Origin of the sequence: Prevotellamassilia timonensis (assembly GCF_021531665.1) — a bacterium.
Classification (GTDB): domain Bacteria; phylum Bacteroidota; class Bacteroidia; order Bacteroidales; family Bacteroidaceae; genus Alloprevotella.
The window spans coordinates 14,493-29,490 of sequence record NZ_JADYUH010000032.1 but is presented as its reverse complement, the minus strand read 5'-3'; the positions used below and the strand labels follow the sequence as shown (position 1 = coordinate 29,490).

Sequence of the window (14,998 nt, the reverse complement as noted above, 5' to 3'; positions counted from 1 at the left end):
AGCCTGAAGGGCTATACGTCCGCGAAGATGGCGGCGCGAGCCGCGACTCCTCCCTTATCTCTTCACTTCCCTTCTAAATTTGGGGTCTGGGAGCGCACCCAGGAAAAATTAGGAGCGCACCCAGGAAAAATTAGGAGCGCACCTAGGAAAAACTAGGAGCGCACCTAAGAAAAACTAGGAGCGCACCCAGGAAAAACTAGGAGCGCACCTAGGAAAAATTAGGAGCGCACCCAGGAAAAACTATGAGCGCTCCCGGTTAAAATTAGCCTTCTCCTAATTTCACTTGGGTGCGCTCCTAAGTAAACTGCGCGCCGTTGCAGTGCAGGGTTTGCAACTCCGTTTCGTGCAGGGTTTTGAACGCTTCCATGTAGCGTTCTGTGTAGGGTTTACCCTCACCTTTCGTGTAGGGTTTTGAACGCTTCAATGTAGGGTTTTATGTATAGTTTGTGTATAGTTTTCGCCGCAAACTATACATTTTGCAACGCTCGGTAAATCAGCGGAATAAAGAGTAAAAAGTAGGGTTTGTGTATAGTTTGTATAGTTTTTTGTTTCCCCTTTTAATTACGTATAGTGTATAGTTGAAACACAGTTACGACAAACCCTACACAACGGCGTTTTCGCTTCGCCGCTGTGTTGGCGGCGGGCGGTCAGGCGTCATTGTCAAGTGAGGTGTTCGTCTCTGTTTTGTCGCCGAAAAGTTTTCCTTTTGTTCAATCTTGTTTTTCCAAAATCAATTTTTCATTCCGCGGATTCCGTGTGAAACTGCCTGCTTACCAATCTCAATCCGGACGCTGAACTTGCAGTCCGAAAACAATGCTTCCGGTGCTTCCGACAGGCTGAACGGGCAGTAAGTACTGCAAAATAAATAGGTTGATGATGTTTTGTTAGTCTTTTTGTGTATCATTCCAACATAAATGCTTACTTTTGCAAGAGAAAAACTTGCGGGCGAAACGCGGAGGCTCGCAGGCAAAAGATTCACTCCGCGACTACATACACCATAACTATGGGAATTTTTTCAAACCTGTTCAAGCATAAGAAAACCGCCGGCGAGGCGGGTTGGCGCGTGGGAGGGATGGAAGATTTCATGATGCTGATTCGAGTCTATTATCAGTCCGTCATCGCTTCCACCTTCGGCATCAACAACCTCGCCGCTCTGCCCGACCTTCGGGTTTTCAAGCAGACGCTTCACGTGCCCACCGTTCACAACAAACTCGGTTTAGGAGAGAAGAACAAATGCAAGAAAATGCTGGTTGAAATCTATGGTCTTGAAGAATCATTCTTCAAGGAAATTGACCTAAGCATCAAGAAACGCTGCCGTAGCGTGAACGACGTTCGCAACTATCTCTTCCTTTTCCAAGGTTTCTCACAGGAACTCATGATGCTCATGGGCAACCTCATGAAATGGAAGTTCCGCATGCCCGGTTTCTTCCACAAAGCGCTGAGGAATCTGACGGCAAAACAAATCAACGACATTCTCACGAAAAACACGTGGAAAGACGAGGGCGTGCGAAAAGCCTGCATCTCCATCCGACAGTATCAAGCGCAACTGGGCTACAGTGCAGAGTGGATGACTTCCTACGTTTACAATGTCGTCATGCTTGCCAAGAAAGAACCTAAGTCTCAAGAAAACGACTGATTCCTGCCGTGGAGGAAACTCGGCGTTCCCGCTAAGTCTCTCGAGTTTCAAGTTTTTGGGATTGTGTCCATCAAAGTGCAGTGACACAATCTTGCCATTGTCTTTTCTTCAAACCTTTCACCAATGACCCCTGACGACGAGAAAACCATTCAGATGTTTGAATCCCGTGTTCGCCAACTCATGCAGGTCTATTCACGCCTCAAACTTGAGAACGAGCAACTCACCGACAAGGTGGCGTCGCTTGAGGCAAAATTGGGTGACGCAGAGGAGGAAATTGCGAAGCGCGAGAAGGCTTACAGTCTGCTCAAGTCGGCACGCATCCTCGAGGTTTCCGGCGACGATGTCAAGGAAACTCGGGCTCGTCTCTCGCGGCTCATTCGTGAAGTAGATAAATGTATTTCCCTCCTGAACGTCTAAGAGGTGTTCTGTCAATGATGGAATAAGGAGTGTTCAAAAGAAAGAACTCGCGATTTGGTCGTTTTTTGTTTCTTGACTCGCCTTTTTGCAGGTTTCGCCAGTCACATGGTTCGCTATGCTCCCTCCACCACTGACAAAAGTTCATCTCTAAGAAATCAAAACTCACTCAACCGAATTCATAGCCCCCTCCTAAGTCATGGAAGTCAGTGAAAAATTTGTCATCCGTCTGCTGATAGGGAAGCACACCTATCCCATCACGGTGCGTCGTGACCAGGAAGAAATCTATCGTCGCGCCGCTCGGGAAATCAACGAGAAACTCGGCAGATATGAGCAGGCATATCCCAACCTCGGCGCTGAACGCTACACCTCCGCCGTGCTCCTTGACTTCGCGGTGAGGGTGCTGCAGGCAGAAAAAGAAACGGATTCCTCGCCATTCGTGGACATGGCGCGAGGGCTGACGCAGGAAATTGACGAACTGCTCGGGCTCGCCCCGGAATCCTCCCCCGAAAAGAAAAAGTGAGGCGAAAAACCTGCCCGACTCCTATATATATAATAAGGTGTGAACCGCTGTAGGATAGGAAAGGAAAAAACATGCTTCATCATTCCACATTTGAACCCCAATTCATAAATCAATATTTTTAATCATTCAAAACAAACGAATCCTTCATTATGGATGTAATATTACCCCTCATCACCCTCCTTGTTGGAGGCGGCGGTGGATATGCTTTCTTCCGCTATGTCCTCAAAAAGAAGTACAAGAGGATGATTGACAACGCCACCCGCGAAGCCGAGGTGCTCAAAGAAAAGAAGTTGCTCGAAGTCAAAGAAATCTTCCTCAACAAGAAGTCCGAACTCGAACAGGAAGTAGGGCAGCGCAACCAGAAAATCCTTCAAGTCGAAAACAAACTCAAACAGCGCGAAATCGGTTTGAACCAGCGTCAGGAAGACCTCTCCCGTCGCAAGCAGGAACTCGACACCGCACAGAACAAACTCCATTCCCGCGAACAAAACCTCACTCGCAAAGAGGAGGAACTCGAGAAAATGCAGTTGAAAGAGCGCGAGAAACTCGAAGAACTCAGCGGACTCTCAGCCGATGAGGCGCGCCACCGCCTCGTCGAAAGCATGAAAGACGAAGCTCGCAGCGAAGCGCAAAGTTACATCAACGACATGATGGACGACGCCAAACTGACTGCCACGAAAGAGGCAAAGCGCATCGTCATTCAGACCATCCAGCGTGTCGCCACCGAAACAGCCATCGAAAACAGCGTCACCATTTTCCACATTGACAACGACGAAGTCAAAGGTCGCATCATCGGACGCGAAGGTCGCAACATCCGTGCGCTCGAAGCAGCCACCGGCGTGGAAATCGTTGTTGATGACACACCCGAAGCCATCGTCATCAGTGCCTTCGACCCCGTTCGCCGTGAAATCTGTCGTCTCGCACTCCATCAACTCATCGCTGACGGCCGCATTCATCCTGCTCGCATTGAAGAAGTCGTTGCCAAGGTGAGCAAACAAGTGGAGGATGAAGTCATCGAGACCGGAAAGCGCACCGCCATTGACCTCGGTATTCACGGTCTGCACCCGGAACTCGTTCGCATCGTCGGGAAGATGAAATATCGTTCCTCCTACGGTCAGAACCTCCTCCAGCACGCCCGTGAAACTGCCAATCTCTGCTCTGTCATGGCGGCTGAACTCGGACTCAATCCCAAGAAAGCAAAACGCGCCGGTCTGCTCCACGACATCGGCAAAGTGCCCGACGAAGAAAGCGAACTGCCCCACGCACTCTATGGTGCCAAACTGGCAGAAAAGTATAAAGAAAAACCGGACATTTGCAACGCCATCGGTGCTCACCACGATGAAGTCGAAATGACCACCCTCTTGGCGCCCATCGTCCAAGTCTGCGATGCCATCAGTGGCGCCCGCCCCGGTGCCCGCCGCGAAATTGTCGAAGCCTACATCAAACGTCTCAACGACCTGGAACAGATTGCTTCCAGCTATGACGGTGTCACCAAGACCTACGCCATCCAGGCGGGTCGCGAACTCCGCGTCATCGTCGGTGCCGAGAAGATTGACGACAAGCAGACCGAGGTGCTCAGCGCAGACATCGCTCGCCGCATCCAAGACGAGATGACCTATCCCGGACAGGTCAAAATCACCGTCATCCGCGAAACTCGCGCCGTCAGCTACGCCAAGTAAGCCGTGCGACACACCACTTATGAGTAAAAGAGCCCGTGTCATTGAATCTCCTTTCAGACGACACGGCTCTTTTTCAGTTTTTCTTATGTTTCCTCATCGTTTTTGTTTCCTCATCGTTTCTGTTTCCTCGTCGTTTTCAATAAGTTCCTAAAAGCCAAATCACATGAAGTCCCGCAATCCCTGGTGGTGGGTTCCCAGTCTCTACACCGCCGAAGGCATCCCCTACGTCATTGTCATGTCCGTCGCCACCATCATGTATGGTCGTCTCGGTCTCACCAACGCTCAAATTGCTCTCTACACCTCCTGGCTCTATCTCCCCTGGGTCATCAAGCCCTTTTGGAGTCCTGTGGTCGAGTTGTTCGGCAGCAAACACCGTTGGATTGTGGCGATGCAGTTCCTGATTGGCACCTCCATGGCAGGCGTCGCGTTCTTCCTTCCCGGCAGTCATTTCGTGCAGTCCACCCTTGCCTTCTTCTGGCTGATGGCTTTCAGCAGTGCGACCCACGACATCGCCGCGGACGGCTACTATCTGCTTGCCCTTGACACCCGCCAGCAAGCATTCTTCGTGGGCATTCGTTCCACGTTCTATCGCATTGCCAGTATCTTCGGTCAAGGTCTGCTCGTCATGCTCGCCGGAACGTTGGAGGCGCGTTTTCAACCCGTTCGTGCTTGGATGCTCACCTTCATCTTCATCTCCGTAGTCTTCCTCCTCTTTGCCTTTTGGCACGCTCGGATGTTGCCGCGTCAGCGTTCCGATGTGAAGCGCAACGTCGTGTCGGTGCATCAGGTGGCGCGTGATTTCCTCTCCACCTTCGTCAGTTTCTTCCGCAAGCCCGCTGTGATTCCGGCGTTGCTGTTCATGTTGCTCTATCGTCTGCCCGAGGCCCTGCTCGTCAAGATTTGTCCCTTGTTCATGTTGGACAGCCCGGACCACGGCGGTCTCGGGCTCACCACCGGCGACCTTGGCATGGTTCAGGGCACCATTGGGGTGGTAGGGCTCACGCTGGGCGGCATCCTCGGCGGCATCGCTGCCGAGAACGGAGGACTGCGCCGTTGGCTCTGGCCCATGGTGCTTGCCATCACGCTGCCCGACGTGGTCTATATCGTTCTTTCCTACTACCAGCCCGAGAATCTGATTGGGATTAGCGCCTGCGTGTTTGTGGAGCAGTTCGGCTATGGCTTCGGCTTCACCGCCTATATGCTCTACCTCATGCTCTACGCTCGCGGTGCCAACTCCACGGCACACTATTCCTTCTGCACCGGTCTCATGGCGCTCGGCATGATGCTGCCGGGTCTAGTGGCAGGCTACTTGCAGGAGTTGGTCGGCTATCTCAACTTCTTCATCATTGTCACCGTGCTCTGTCTCCTCACTTTCCTCGTGGCTTTCCTTGTGCCCCTTGATGAGGAAGAAGAGACGGCAGAAGTAGAGGAGGCATAAGAAAACGTTCAGAAAATCATGACAGACGAAGAATATATGCGCAAAGCGCTGGAAGAAGCCCGCGAGGCTTTCCGTCGCGACGAAGTGCCCGTCGGGGCAGTGGTTGTGGCACGTGACCGCATCATAGCCCGTGCCCACAACTTGACCGAAACCCTCCACGACGTGACCGCCCATGCCGAGATGCAGGCGATTACTGCCGCCGCCGACAGCCTTGGCGGGAAATATCTTGACGCATGCACGCTCTATGTCACCGTCGAACCCTGCGTGATGTGTGCCGGTGCGCTCGGCTGGTCGCAAATTGCGCGAGTCGTCTATGGCGCTGCCGACCCCAAGCGCGGCTTCAGCCGTTTTGCGCCGCAGGCTCTTCATCCCCGCACCGAGGTCAAGGGCGGAGCCCTGGAGGAAGAGTGCGCCGAACTGATGACCACTTTCTTCAAGAAAAAACGATAGGACATTTCCAAAGTGCAACCTATTTAAAGACTTAACTTACTATAAAATGGAAGCCATCAGCGATTTCTTTTCCATGCTGAGCGGGTGGCTGTGGGGCTGGCCCATGATAATCCTGCTTCTCGGCACTCACATTTTTCTCACCATTCGTTTGCGTTTTCCTCAGCGGTGGATTTTCACCGCCATCAAACTTTCGGTGAAGAAAGACCCCGACGGTGTTGGCGATGTGTCGCAGTTCGCCTCGCTTGCCACCGCCTTGGCAGCCACCATCGGTACGGGCAACATCATCGGCGTTTCCACCGCCATCGCCTTGGGCGGTCCCGGCGCCGTGCTCTGGTGCTGGCTCACGGGCGTCTTCGGCATCGCTACAAAATATGCCGAAGGTCTGCTCGCCATCAAATATCGCGTCACCACGCCACAGGGGCGCATGCTCGGCGGTCCGATGTATGCCTTGGAACGTGGACTGGGCTGGCGTTTCATGGCAATTCTTTTTGCCCTCTTCACCGCCGTCGCCGCGCTCGGCATAGGCAACACGGTACAGGCGAACGCCATCGCTACCCTTGCCCATGACTCCTATCATCTTCCTCCCGCTCTCACCGGAGGAGTGGTTTGCGCCTTGGTGGCAGCCGTCTTGTTGGGCGGCGTCAAAAGCATTGCCCGAGTCTGCGGCATGCTGGTTCCTTTCATGGCACTCTGCTACATCGTCGGGTGCATCGTCATTCTGTGGCTCAACAGTGACTATCTCCTTCCCGCCCTCCGTCTCATCGTGGAATCCGCCTTCCATCCCCAGGCGGCAGGCGGCGGTTTCGTCGGAGGAAGCATCATCATGGCAGCGCGCTACGGCATTGCCCGAGGCTTGTTCAGCAACGAGAGCGGTCTGGGCTCTGCTCCCATCGTGGCAGCCGCAGCACGCACTCGCAACCCCGTGCGCCAGGCACTGGTCTCTTCCTCCGGTACCTTTTGGGACACCGTTGTCATCTGTGCCCTCACCGGCGTGGTCGTTGTGAGTAGCATTTTGGCATATCCCGACATAGACTACAGCAACGGCGCCACCCTCACTCGCGACGCTTTTGGCAAGATACCTTTGGTGGGTACGCCCATCCTCACCTTTGGCTTACTCACCTTTGCGTTCAGCACCATCCTGGGCTGGTGCTACTACGGCGAGCGTGCCGTGGAATATCTCAGCAGTACGCGTTGGGTGGTTGCCTATCGCGTGGTCTATATCCTCGCCGTCTTTGTTGGCAGCATCATTCAACTCAGCGTCGTTTGGAACATTGCCGACTGCATGAATGCACTGATGGCAATTCCGAATCTCCTTTCCTTGCTCTTCCTCAACGGCATCTTGGTGCACGAGACTCGAAAATATTTGTGGCGCGGGCGTCTGGAGAAGGAGTGAGGTGACATTTTGAGCCACCGCATAATCCAAAACTCATGGCAAAACACAATATTCTGGGCGAAAAGGGCGAAGAGGCGGCATGTCTCTATCTTGTCCGCAAGGGCTATGAAATCTTGGCGCGCAACGTCTCCATGTATGGAGCAGAGATAGACATTGTGGCGGAATATCATGGCACGATTGCCTTTGTGGAGGTCAAAACCCGCAGTCGTGCCTCGGAAGAGGAGGCTTTGGCGGCGGTGAACCACGAGAAGAGAATTCGCATCATCGCTGCTGCCCGTTCCTTCATGGCTCAGTTTCCACCTTGCAAACGCATCCGCTTTGACGTCATCACCTGTCTTGGCGCAGACCATCCCTTCAGTTTGAACCATCACCGCGGCTGGTTCGACCTCTCCGAAGTCATGAGAAAGTGGAGGAGGTGATAGATTGTTCTCGCCCCCTTTGCCTTTTTTATTTCCTCCATTAATGCTTATTAGTTGGTTCGTTCATTAGTCGTTAATTTTGTTTCCACGCAAAATTCAGTGCGCCTTCTCCACAATTATTTCTCGGATTTCAGCAAAAAACAAGGAATTATTTCTCGGATTTCGACAAAAAATCACGGAATTATTTCTCGGATTTCAGCAAGTGTGATATTTTTGCGACTGAAATTCAAGCATTAAGTAGTTATGTTGAACTATATGTGTCGCCACATAGACAAAACGCTTGTGGAGTGGAAAAATAATCCGTTCCACAAACCGTTGCTGTTGCGTGGTGCCCGACAGGTTGGAAAGTCCTCTGCAGTTCGCCATTTCTCTGAGCAGTTTGAGTATTTTGCCGAAGTCAATTTTGAGCGAGACAAAGATTTTTCCACTTTTTTTCGTGGGAGTCTGGATGTGCGACTCATCTGCTCCAAACTCTCAAATTTTCTTCAAGTGCCCATCGTGGCGGGAAAGACTCTTCTTTTCTTTGACGAGATTCAGTCGTGTCCCGAAGCCATCATGGCGTTACGTTTTTTCAAAGAAGACTATCCGGAACTTCATGTCGTGGCAGCAGGTTCTTTGTTGGAATTTGCATTGCAAGGACTGCCCACTTTCGGGGTGGGACGCATTCATTCTGTCTTTATGTATCCCATGACATTCGATGAGTTCGTCAAGGCAAATGGAATGGAAGGCTTGTTGTCTGCACGCAATTTGGCAGATTTTTCTCATCCTTTGGACGAGGCATTTCACGACAAACTTGTGGAACAGTTTCGATTATATTTGTTGGTGGGAGGCATGCCGGAAGCAGTTGCGATGTGGAAAACCACTTCAGACCTCTTGCAGTGTCAGCGCATACACGATGACATCATGCTCACCTACGAGGATGACTTCAGCAAATATTCTCGTCGTGTCAGTCCCGAGCTGCTTCGACTCGCTCTTCACGGCGTATGCCATCAGATAGGAAAGAAACTGACTTATTCACGGATTTCGGAAAGTCTCAGAAGTTATCAGATTCGTGATGCACTGGATTTGCTCACTTTGGCAGGCATCATCACTCCTGTCGTTCCCACTGCCGCGAACGGTTTCCCTCTTGCAGCGGAGGCAGATGAGCGTCGTGTCAAATATCTCTTCCTCGATTCCGGACTTTTGCTTTCTGTTCTTCATCTTGATGGAAAGGTTTCACAAGAACTGGTTCGTCTCATCATGGCAGGCACGCCTCAAGATTTGGTGAATAAAGGAAGTATGACAGAGATGGTGGCAGGTTTGGAGATTGCACGTCATGGCGGTTGCACGCATCGTCCGCAGATGTTCTATTGGGAAAGGGCAGGTAAGAGTGTGGCTGAGGTGGACTATCTGACCACGTCCCATGCGAACATTGTTCCAGTCGAAGTGAAAGCAGGCACGCAAGGTGGCATGAAAAGTCTTTGGATGTTCATGCGTGAAAAACAACTCACCGAGGCTGTGCGTTGCTCCTTGGAGAACTTTGGAACATTTGACTATGTGGACAAAGAAGACAACAATGCCTTTCGTCATGTCCGAGTGTGCCCAATCTATGCTCTGTCACAGTTGGATAATCTCATGAAAACTTCCGAAGATTGGGAGTGCTCGGGTGATTCTTGATGTCTTCAGTCATATCCTTTGCGTCACACGAGTAGCGTGTGGTACATTCCTTTTCAATGGAACAAACACCTTGCTCAACTCCGCCAAGACTCTTCCATGTCACACCGTTTTCACTGCCCCTTAAATCCACATTCACTCATGAATCTGTCCGTTTTTTCTTGGTTCAAACGAATGGCCGTTCCGGTTCTCTTGTCTCTTGTTGTCCTCTCGTCAGTGGCACAATCCATCGTGTGTACCATTGAGGGAACTACCACTGACACAGAAACAAAGAATCTGTATCTGGTGGAGTCGGGGGCAGATATTCGTGTGAAGGAAGAGGTCAGTCTCTTCGTCTCTTCGACTCTTCGTCTTTTAGTCTCTTCGACTCTTAGTCTTTTTGACTCTTCCTCTCTTAGTCTCTTAGTCTCTTAGTCTCTTCCTCTCTTCGTCTCTTAGTCTTTTAGTCTTTTAGTCTTTTAGTCTCTTCGTCTGAACATGAACATAGAACTCATTCGTGAATACTGTCTCTCCAAACCCCTCGCCACGGAGGACTCCGCTTTCGGCGAGGATTGCGTGTTGCTGCGTGTCTATGGAAAGATTTTCGCCTTCCTCGGTTTGGAGCATCCCGACCGTGTGGTGTTGAAGTGCGACCCCGACCGCGCAATAGCCCTGCGCGACCGCTACGAGGGCATCTGCGGAGCGTTTCATTGGAACAAAAAGTATTGGAACGAAGTCCATTTTGACACAGACGTGCCCGACGAAGTCATCCTCGAACTCGTGGACCACTCCCTCTCCGAAGTACTGAAGAAACTGCCCCGCAAAACTCGTGAAGAATATGAACGACTGCTCCGTGAATCCCGCTGACGTGTTCCGTCTTCACCTTCCCGAGACCGACACCACCATGCGCCGCCTGCGCTGTCCCGACCTGTGGAACCGTCCTGAACCTTATGTCCTGCTCACCACCGATTTCCAGACTGCCGGTCATGGGCAGCGCGGCACGGTTTGGGAGGCAGAGCGCGGAAAGAATCTTCTTTTTGGCGTCTTGTTTCGTCCTTGCAGCGTTTCGCCTTCTCGTCAGTTCCTTTTGTCCGAAGCCTTAGCGTTGGCTGTGGCAGAAGCCCTGGAGCGTTGGGTGGAAGGTGTTGAAGTCAAGTGGCCCAATGACGTCTATGTGGGCGACCGAAAAATCTGCGGCATGTTGTTGGAGCACGACTTAGAGGGCACGGAGATTTGCCGCACCTTGGTGGGGGTTGGCATCAATATAAATCAGCGTCAGTTTAGGGGCGATGCTCCCAATCCCGTGTCTTTGTGCCAACTCATCCACAAGGAAACTGACCGCGAAGTCATTCTGCAAGACCTTCTTTGTCATTTCCTTCGTCATCTCCACGAGGCGTCTTCAGAGGAAGGTGCCGCTGTGCTCCATGCCGCCTATCTTCATCGTCTCTACCGCCGCCGGGGCATTCATCGTTTCCGTGATGCCGATGGCGTTTTTGAAGCCGCCATTGCAGACGTCAAATACTCCGGTGAACTCGTGTTGCGCCGCCGCGACGGCAGCCTCCGTGCCTACTGGTTCAAAGAGGTACAGTTTGAGCGCGAGTGATGGGGTGAGGGCGATGTAGGCACAAAATTTTTGTCGGACTGCGATGATTCTAATTGTTCGGATTCTGCGTGAGATAGTTTCAAGTTTCTGTGAGATAAGCCCAAAGTTCGGTCGGAAAAGTGTAGTTTTGTTTCCGTAAACTCCCATCATTTTCATCAGTAGGTGTAACATTCCAAGCAGATGACAAGGAAAAAGTCCAACAAAGAAGACAAGTTGAATCTTGAAGCGATTATGGCTAATGTGATAAAACATAACGAAAAAAGTGAAGAGAATATCTTCATTAAGGATCTTCGGACGATTGTTTCTGCCGCCAGAGATACCAGTTATCGTATGGCTAATATAATGCAGGTGCTACAAAACTGGCTTATTGGCAGACGCATTGTGGTGCAAGAACAACAAGGAAGGGCTCGTGCAGATTATGGCAAGCATATCATAGAGTTGGCTTCACTATCGTTGTCCGAAGCATTCGGTCGAGGCTTTTCCGAAACGCAAGTGAGGAATTATCGCAAGTTTTATTTGGCTTTCAGTAATTTACTAATTCAGCAGACAGCGCCTGCTGAATTTAGGTCGAGACTTGCATCAATTCAGCAGACAATGCCTGCTGAATCTGTTTCTGATGGTATCGTGCTGCCTGTCCAATTATCTTGGAGTCACTATGAAAGGCTGATACGTATTGCCGACCCTAAAGCCCGTATGTGGTATATGCAAGAGGCTGCTACACAACAATGGGATTATCGCACCTTGAAACGAAACATAGATTCACAGTATTACTATCGATTGAATCAGACCCCAGAGGTGAAACGTCAAGAGGTGATTGATGAGATGCATCGTTTGACAGCCAACTATGAGAAGGAGAAATCAACCTTTGTCAAGAACCCTATGCTCGTGGAGTTCCTTGGGCTCAGTCATCGGGACGCATTTACGGAAAGTAAACTCGAACAAGCCATACTTGACCATTTGGAACATTTCCTTATGGAGATGGGGAAGGGGTATGCGCTTGTTAACCGACAGATGCATATTCATACGGAGGATGATGATTATTACATTGACTTGGTGTTTTACAATTATCTGCTGAAGTGCTTTGTCTTGGTTGACTTGAAAACCACCAAAGTGTCGTATGAGGATGTTGGGCAGATGGATATGTACTTGAAACTTTTTGACACCTATAAGCGTACCGAAGGCGACAACCCCACAATTGGTATCATTCTTTGTTCGGAAACCAATGCTGACGTGGCACGTTTTTCAACGCTCGCCACCAACAAGCAGATGTATGCTTCAAAGTATCTTACCTATATGCCTTCCAAAGAAGTTTTGGCTCGTGAGATAGAGCAGCAGAAAGAAATATTCCGTTTGCGTAATAATAGCGAAGAGGAGGTATAGGCTATGAGATTGAAAACACATAAATGGGGAGACTCGTTGATTAAACGATGAGTCTAATTCTATGAACAGATATTCGCTTGAAGATGTCTCGCTTTGTCTCTAACATAGTCTCTCGCAGATTTCGCAGATTTCGCAGATCTAAAAAAATCCGCACAATCCGCGCAATCTGCGAGAAATAACTCAGAAAAAACTCTGCGTGAAAAACAACACTGAGAAAACCTCTGCGTGAAAAACAACAGATAGTCCCATGAATCGTCGCATTCTTCAAATCGCCATTCCGAGCATCGTTTCCAATCTCACCGTGCCGTTGCTTTCCATGGCTGACACCGCCATTGCAGGACACCTTGACTCCGCCTCCTGCATCGGTGCCATAGCCTTGGGCAGCATGATGTTCAGCATGGTGTTCTGGCTGTTCGGCTTTTTGCGCATGGGCACCGGCGGACTCACCGCCCAAGCCTGTGGCGCCGGGAATCGCGAGGAATGTTTCGCCGTACTTGCCCGTGCACAGAGTCTCGCCCTCGTCATCGGACTCCTCATCGTTGCATTGCAACGCCCCATCCTTGACGTGACCTTCCGCTTTGTCACCGTCTCCGCAGCCACCGCGCCCCTCGTGCGCGACTATTTCACCATTCTTGTCTGGGGTGCGCCCGCCGTCCTGTCGGTCTATGGCTTCTGTGGTTGGTTCCTTGGCATGCAGGATGCGCGCAGTCCGATGGTGCTTTCCATTTTTCAAAACCTGTTGAACGTGCTGCTCAGTCTTGTTCTCGTCTTCGGCTTTCGCTGCGGCGTCAGCGGCATCGCCCTCGGCACGCTCTGCTCTCAGTGTGCGGGTTTGCTTCTCGCCGTCCTTCTCTTCCGTCGCCGCCACGGCGATTTCCTGCGACAGGGTGGGAGAGACCTGCGCCGTCGCGTCTGGCAGTTGCTCCGTCGTCGCGAGCCCTTTCTTCTGTTCTTTCGCGTGAATCGTGACATCTTCTTTCGCACCCTCTTTCTGGTTTCCGTCACCACCGGCTTCACCGCTTTTGGTGCGCGTCTTGGTGACACCGTCTTGGCAGCCAACGCCCTGCTGATGCAATATTTCCTTTTCTTTTCCTATTTCATGGACGGTTTTGCCTATAGCGGCGAAGCCCTTGGCGGTCATTGTTTCGGTGCGCGTCGTCGCGATGAGTTTCTTTGTCTGACGAAGAACTTGTTCTGTTGGGGTGCCGGTCTTGCCGTGTTTTTCTTTGTGTTCTATGGTGTGGCAGGTTCAGCACTGCTTCATCTCTTCACCTCGCAGTCGGAGGTGATAGCCGCCGCTTCCGAGAGTCTTCCTTTTGTTTGGTTCCTGCCTTTTGCCGGAGTGAGTGCCTTCTTGTTTGACGGTTTGTTCATTGGCGTTTCCGCCACCCGCAGTATGTGTGTCAGCATGGCATTGGCGGCTTTGGCCTATTTTTCGACACTCTTGCTGTTCCCCCTTTCAAACAGCGTGCTTTGGTCTGCGTTTTTGACCTATTTGTTCGTCCGCAGTTTTGTTCAAGCCACACTTTATCGCAAAGTTGTCGCCACAATTCCGCTTCAAGCGAAAGGAAATTTTTAATTTTGCCACACGACAAGCAAAACCTTCAATCTAATATATGTAATTACTATGGCAAAATTTAAGAGAATCCTGCTCAAACTCAGTGGAGAAAGTCTCATGGGGGCGCAGGGCTATGGCATAGACACCACCCGTTTGAACGAATATGCTGCTCAGATTCGCGAAGCACTTGAAATGGGCGTGCAGGTTGGCATCGTCATTGGTGGCGGCAACATCTTCCGCGGTCTCAGTGGAGCGGGGAAGGGCTTTGACCGAGTGAAGGGAGACCAGATGGGCATGTGTGCCACGGTCATCAACTCTCTCGCGTTGAGTTCCGCCCTCGGTGCCATCGGAGTCAAGTCTCACGTGCTCACTGCCATCCGCATGGAGCCGATTGGAGAACTCTACAGCAAGTGGAAAGCCATTGAGGCGCTGGAACGTGGCGAAGTCGCCATCATCAGTTGCGGCACCGGTAACCCCTATTTCACCACCGACACCGGCTCCTCGCTTCGAGGCATTGAAATTGAAGCAGACGTCATGCTCAAAGGAACCCGCGTCGATGGCGTCTATACCGCTGACCCTGAAAAAGACCCCAGCGCCGTCAAGTTCGACGAAATCACCTACGATGAGGTGCTCTCCCGCGGACTCCGCGTCATGGACATCACAGCCACCGCCATGTGCCGTGAGAACAACCTGCCCATCTATGTCTTCAACATGGACGTGGTCGGCAACCTGAAGAAGGTGCTCGAAGGCGAGAAAATCGGCACGTTCGTGCACGCCTGACCTTGGGTTCCCTTCTAAAATCATTCTTAGGAAGTGAAAAACAATCTCACACGTAAGCCTATAATATTCTCACACGAAGCCTATAATATCCTA

The 14,998-nt window shown here is 51.2% G+C and carries 15 protein-coding genes; 14 read left to right on the top strand and 1 reads right to left on the bottom strand.

From position 1 onward, the window contains the following. Nucleotides 1-295: 295 nt before the first annotated feature. Nucleotides 296-424: a hypothetical protein gene (locus I6E40_RS10960; RefSeq protein ID WP_262910864.1), complete on the bottom strand. Its 129-nt coding sequence runs from the start codon at nucleotides 422-424 to the stop codon at nucleotides 296-298. A gap of 579 nt (nucleotides 425-1,003) precedes the next feature. Here I6E40_RS10960 and I6E40_RS06750 point away from each other — a divergent pair. From I6E40_RS06750 to pyrH, 14 genes are all read left to right on the top strand, one after another. Beyond that, nucleotides 1,004-1,636, top strand: a complete 633-nt coding sequence (locus tag I6E40_RS06750) for a hypothetical protein (RefSeq protein WP_235386277.1) — start codon at nucleotides 1,004-1,006, stop codon at nucleotides 1,634-1,636. 123 nt (nucleotides 1,637-1,759) lie between these two features. Further along, on the top strand, nucleotides 1,760-2,053 hold the full coding sequence (locus tag I6E40_RS06745) for a hypothetical protein (RefSeq protein WP_235386276.1): 294 nt from the start codon (nucleotides 1,760-1,762) through the stop codon (nucleotides 2,051-2,053). 196 nt (nucleotides 2,054-2,249) lie between these two features. Further along, a complete protein-coding gene (locus I6E40_RS06740; RefSeq protein WP_235386275.1) occupies nucleotides 2,250-2,573 on the top strand; it encodes a cell division protein ZapA in 324 nt (107 codons plus the stop codon). A gap of 149 nt (nucleotides 2,574-2,722) precedes the next feature. Further along, a complete protein-coding gene (rny, locus tag I6E40_RS06735; protein WP_235386274.1) occupies nucleotides 2,723-4,252 on the top strand; it encodes a ribonuclease Y in 1,530 nt (509 codons plus the stop codon). Nucleotides 4,253-4,415: 163 nt separating this feature from the next. Continuing rightward, a complete protein-coding gene (locus I6E40_RS06730) occupies nucleotides 4,416-5,690 on the top strand; it encodes an MFS transporter (protein WP_235386273.1) in 1,275 nt (424 codons plus the stop codon). An 18-nt stretch (nucleotides 5,691-5,708) separates the two neighbouring features. Next, complete coding sequence (locus I6E40_RS06725) at nucleotides 5,709-6,140, top strand: nucleoside deaminase (RefSeq protein ID WP_235386272.1); 432 nt, start codon at nucleotides 5,709-5,711, stop codon at nucleotides 6,138-6,140. Between the two features lie 46 nt (nucleotides 6,141-6,186). Then, nucleotides 6,187-7,533, top strand: a complete 1,347-nt coding sequence (locus tag I6E40_RS06720; RefSeq protein ID WP_235386271.1) for an alanine/glycine:cation symporter family protein — start codon at nucleotides 6,187-6,189, stop codon at nucleotides 7,531-7,533. Between the two features lie 35 nt (nucleotides 7,534-7,568). Continuing rightward, a complete protein-coding gene (locus tag I6E40_RS06715; RefSeq protein ID WP_235386270.1) occupies nucleotides 7,569-7,952 on the top strand; it encodes a YraN family protein in 384 nt (127 codons plus the stop codon). 255 nt (nucleotides 7,953-8,207) lie between these two features. Beyond that, nucleotides 8,208-9,608: an ATP-binding protein gene (locus I6E40_RS06710; RefSeq protein ID WP_235386269.1), complete on the top strand. Its 1,401-nt coding sequence runs from the start codon at nucleotides 8,208-8,210 to the stop codon at nucleotides 9,606-9,608. A gap of 474 nt (nucleotides 9,609-10,082) precedes the next feature. After that, entirely contained in the window at nucleotides 10,083-10,451 is a 369-nt protein-coding gene (locus tag I6E40_RS06705) for an MmcQ/YjbR family DNA-binding protein (RefSeq protein ID WP_235386268.1), read from the top strand. Continuing rightward, nucleotides 10,423-11,187: a biotin--[acetyl-CoA-carboxylase] ligase gene (locus tag I6E40_RS06700; protein ID WP_235386267.1), complete on the top strand. Its 765-nt coding sequence runs from the start codon at nucleotides 10,423-10,425 to the stop codon at nucleotides 11,185-11,187. The genes I6E40_RS06705 and I6E40_RS06700 overlap by 29 nt, the downstream gene beginning before the upstream one ends. Before the next feature lie 180 nt (nucleotides 11,188-11,367). Continuing rightward, nucleotides 11,368-12,567, top strand: coding sequence for a YhcG family protein (locus tag I6E40_RS06695; RefSeq protein ID WP_235386266.1), 1,200 nt, complete (start codon nucleotides 11,368-11,370; stop codon nucleotides 12,565-12,567). A gap of 247 nt (nucleotides 12,568-12,814) precedes the next feature. Then, nucleotides 12,815-14,146 carry an MATE family efflux transporter gene (locus I6E40_RS06690; protein ID WP_235386265.1) on the top strand — a complete coding sequence of 444 codons (1,332 nt, stop codon included), beginning with the start codon at nucleotides 12,815-12,817 and terminating at the stop codon, nucleotides 14,144-14,146. 48 nt (nucleotides 14,147-14,194) lie between these two features. After that, on the top strand, nucleotides 14,195-14,905 hold the full coding sequence (gene pyrH / locus I6E40_RS06685; protein ID WP_235386264.1) for a UMP kinase: 711 nt from the start codon (nucleotides 14,195-14,197) through the stop codon (nucleotides 14,903-14,905). Nucleotides 14,906-14,998: the final 93 nt, after the last annotated feature.

What these genes read in the sequence shown, in the direction of transcription:
- I6E40_RS06750 (WP_235386277.1), top strand. Translation starts at nt 1,004, where the DNA reads ATGGGAATTTTTTCAAACCTGTTCAAGCATAAGAAAACCGCCGGCGAG.
- I6E40_RS06745 (WP_235386276.1), top strand. Translation starts at nt 1,760, where the DNA reads ATGACCCCTGACGACGAGAAAACCATTCAGATGTTTGAATCCCGTGTT.
- I6E40_RS06740 (WP_235386275.1), top strand. Translation starts at nt 2,250, where the DNA reads ATGGAAGTCAGTGAAAAATTTGTCATCCGTCTGCTGATAGGGAAGCAC.
- rny (WP_235386274.1), top strand. Translation starts at nt 2,723, where the DNA reads ATGGATGTAATATTACCCCTCATCACCCTCCTTGTTGGAGGCGGCGGT.
- I6E40_RS06730 (WP_235386273.1), top strand. Translation starts at nt 4,416, where the DNA reads ATGAAGTCCCGCAATCCCTGGTGGTGGGTTCCCAGTCTCTACACCGCC.
- I6E40_RS06725 (WP_235386272.1), top strand. Translation starts at nt 5,709, where the DNA reads ATGACAGACGAAGAATATATGCGCAAAGCGCTGGAAGAAGCCCGCGAG.
- I6E40_RS06720 (WP_235386271.1), top strand. Translation starts at nt 6,187, where the DNA reads ATGGAAGCCATCAGCGATTTCTTTTCCATGCTGAGCGGGTGGCTGTGG.
- I6E40_RS06715 (WP_235386270.1), top strand. Translation starts at nt 7,569, where the DNA reads ATGGCAAAACACAATATTCTGGGCGAAAAGGGCGAAGAGGCGGCATGT.
- I6E40_RS06710 (WP_235386269.1), top strand. Translation starts at nt 8,208, where the DNA reads ATGTGTCGCCACATAGACAAAACGCTTGTGGAGTGGAAAAATAATCCG.
- I6E40_RS06705 (WP_235386268.1), top strand. Translation starts at nt 10,083, where the DNA reads ATGAACATAGAACTCATTCGTGAATACTGTCTCTCCAAACCCCTCGCC.
- I6E40_RS06700 (WP_235386267.1), top strand. Translation starts at nt 10,423, where the DNA reads ATGAACGACTGCTCCGTGAATCCCGCTGACGTGTTCCGTCTTCACCTT.
- I6E40_RS06695 (WP_235386266.1), top strand. Translation starts at nt 11,368, where the DNA reads ATGACAAGGAAAAAGTCCAACAAAGAAGACAAGTTGAATCTTGAAGCG.
- I6E40_RS06690 (WP_235386265.1), top strand. Translation starts at nt 12,815, where the DNA reads ATGAATCGTCGCATTCTTCAAATCGCCATTCCGAGCATCGTTTCCAAT.
- pyrH (WP_235386264.1), top strand. Translation starts at nt 14,195, where the DNA reads ATGGCAAAATTTAAGAGAATCCTGCTCAAACTCAGTGGAGAAAGTCTC.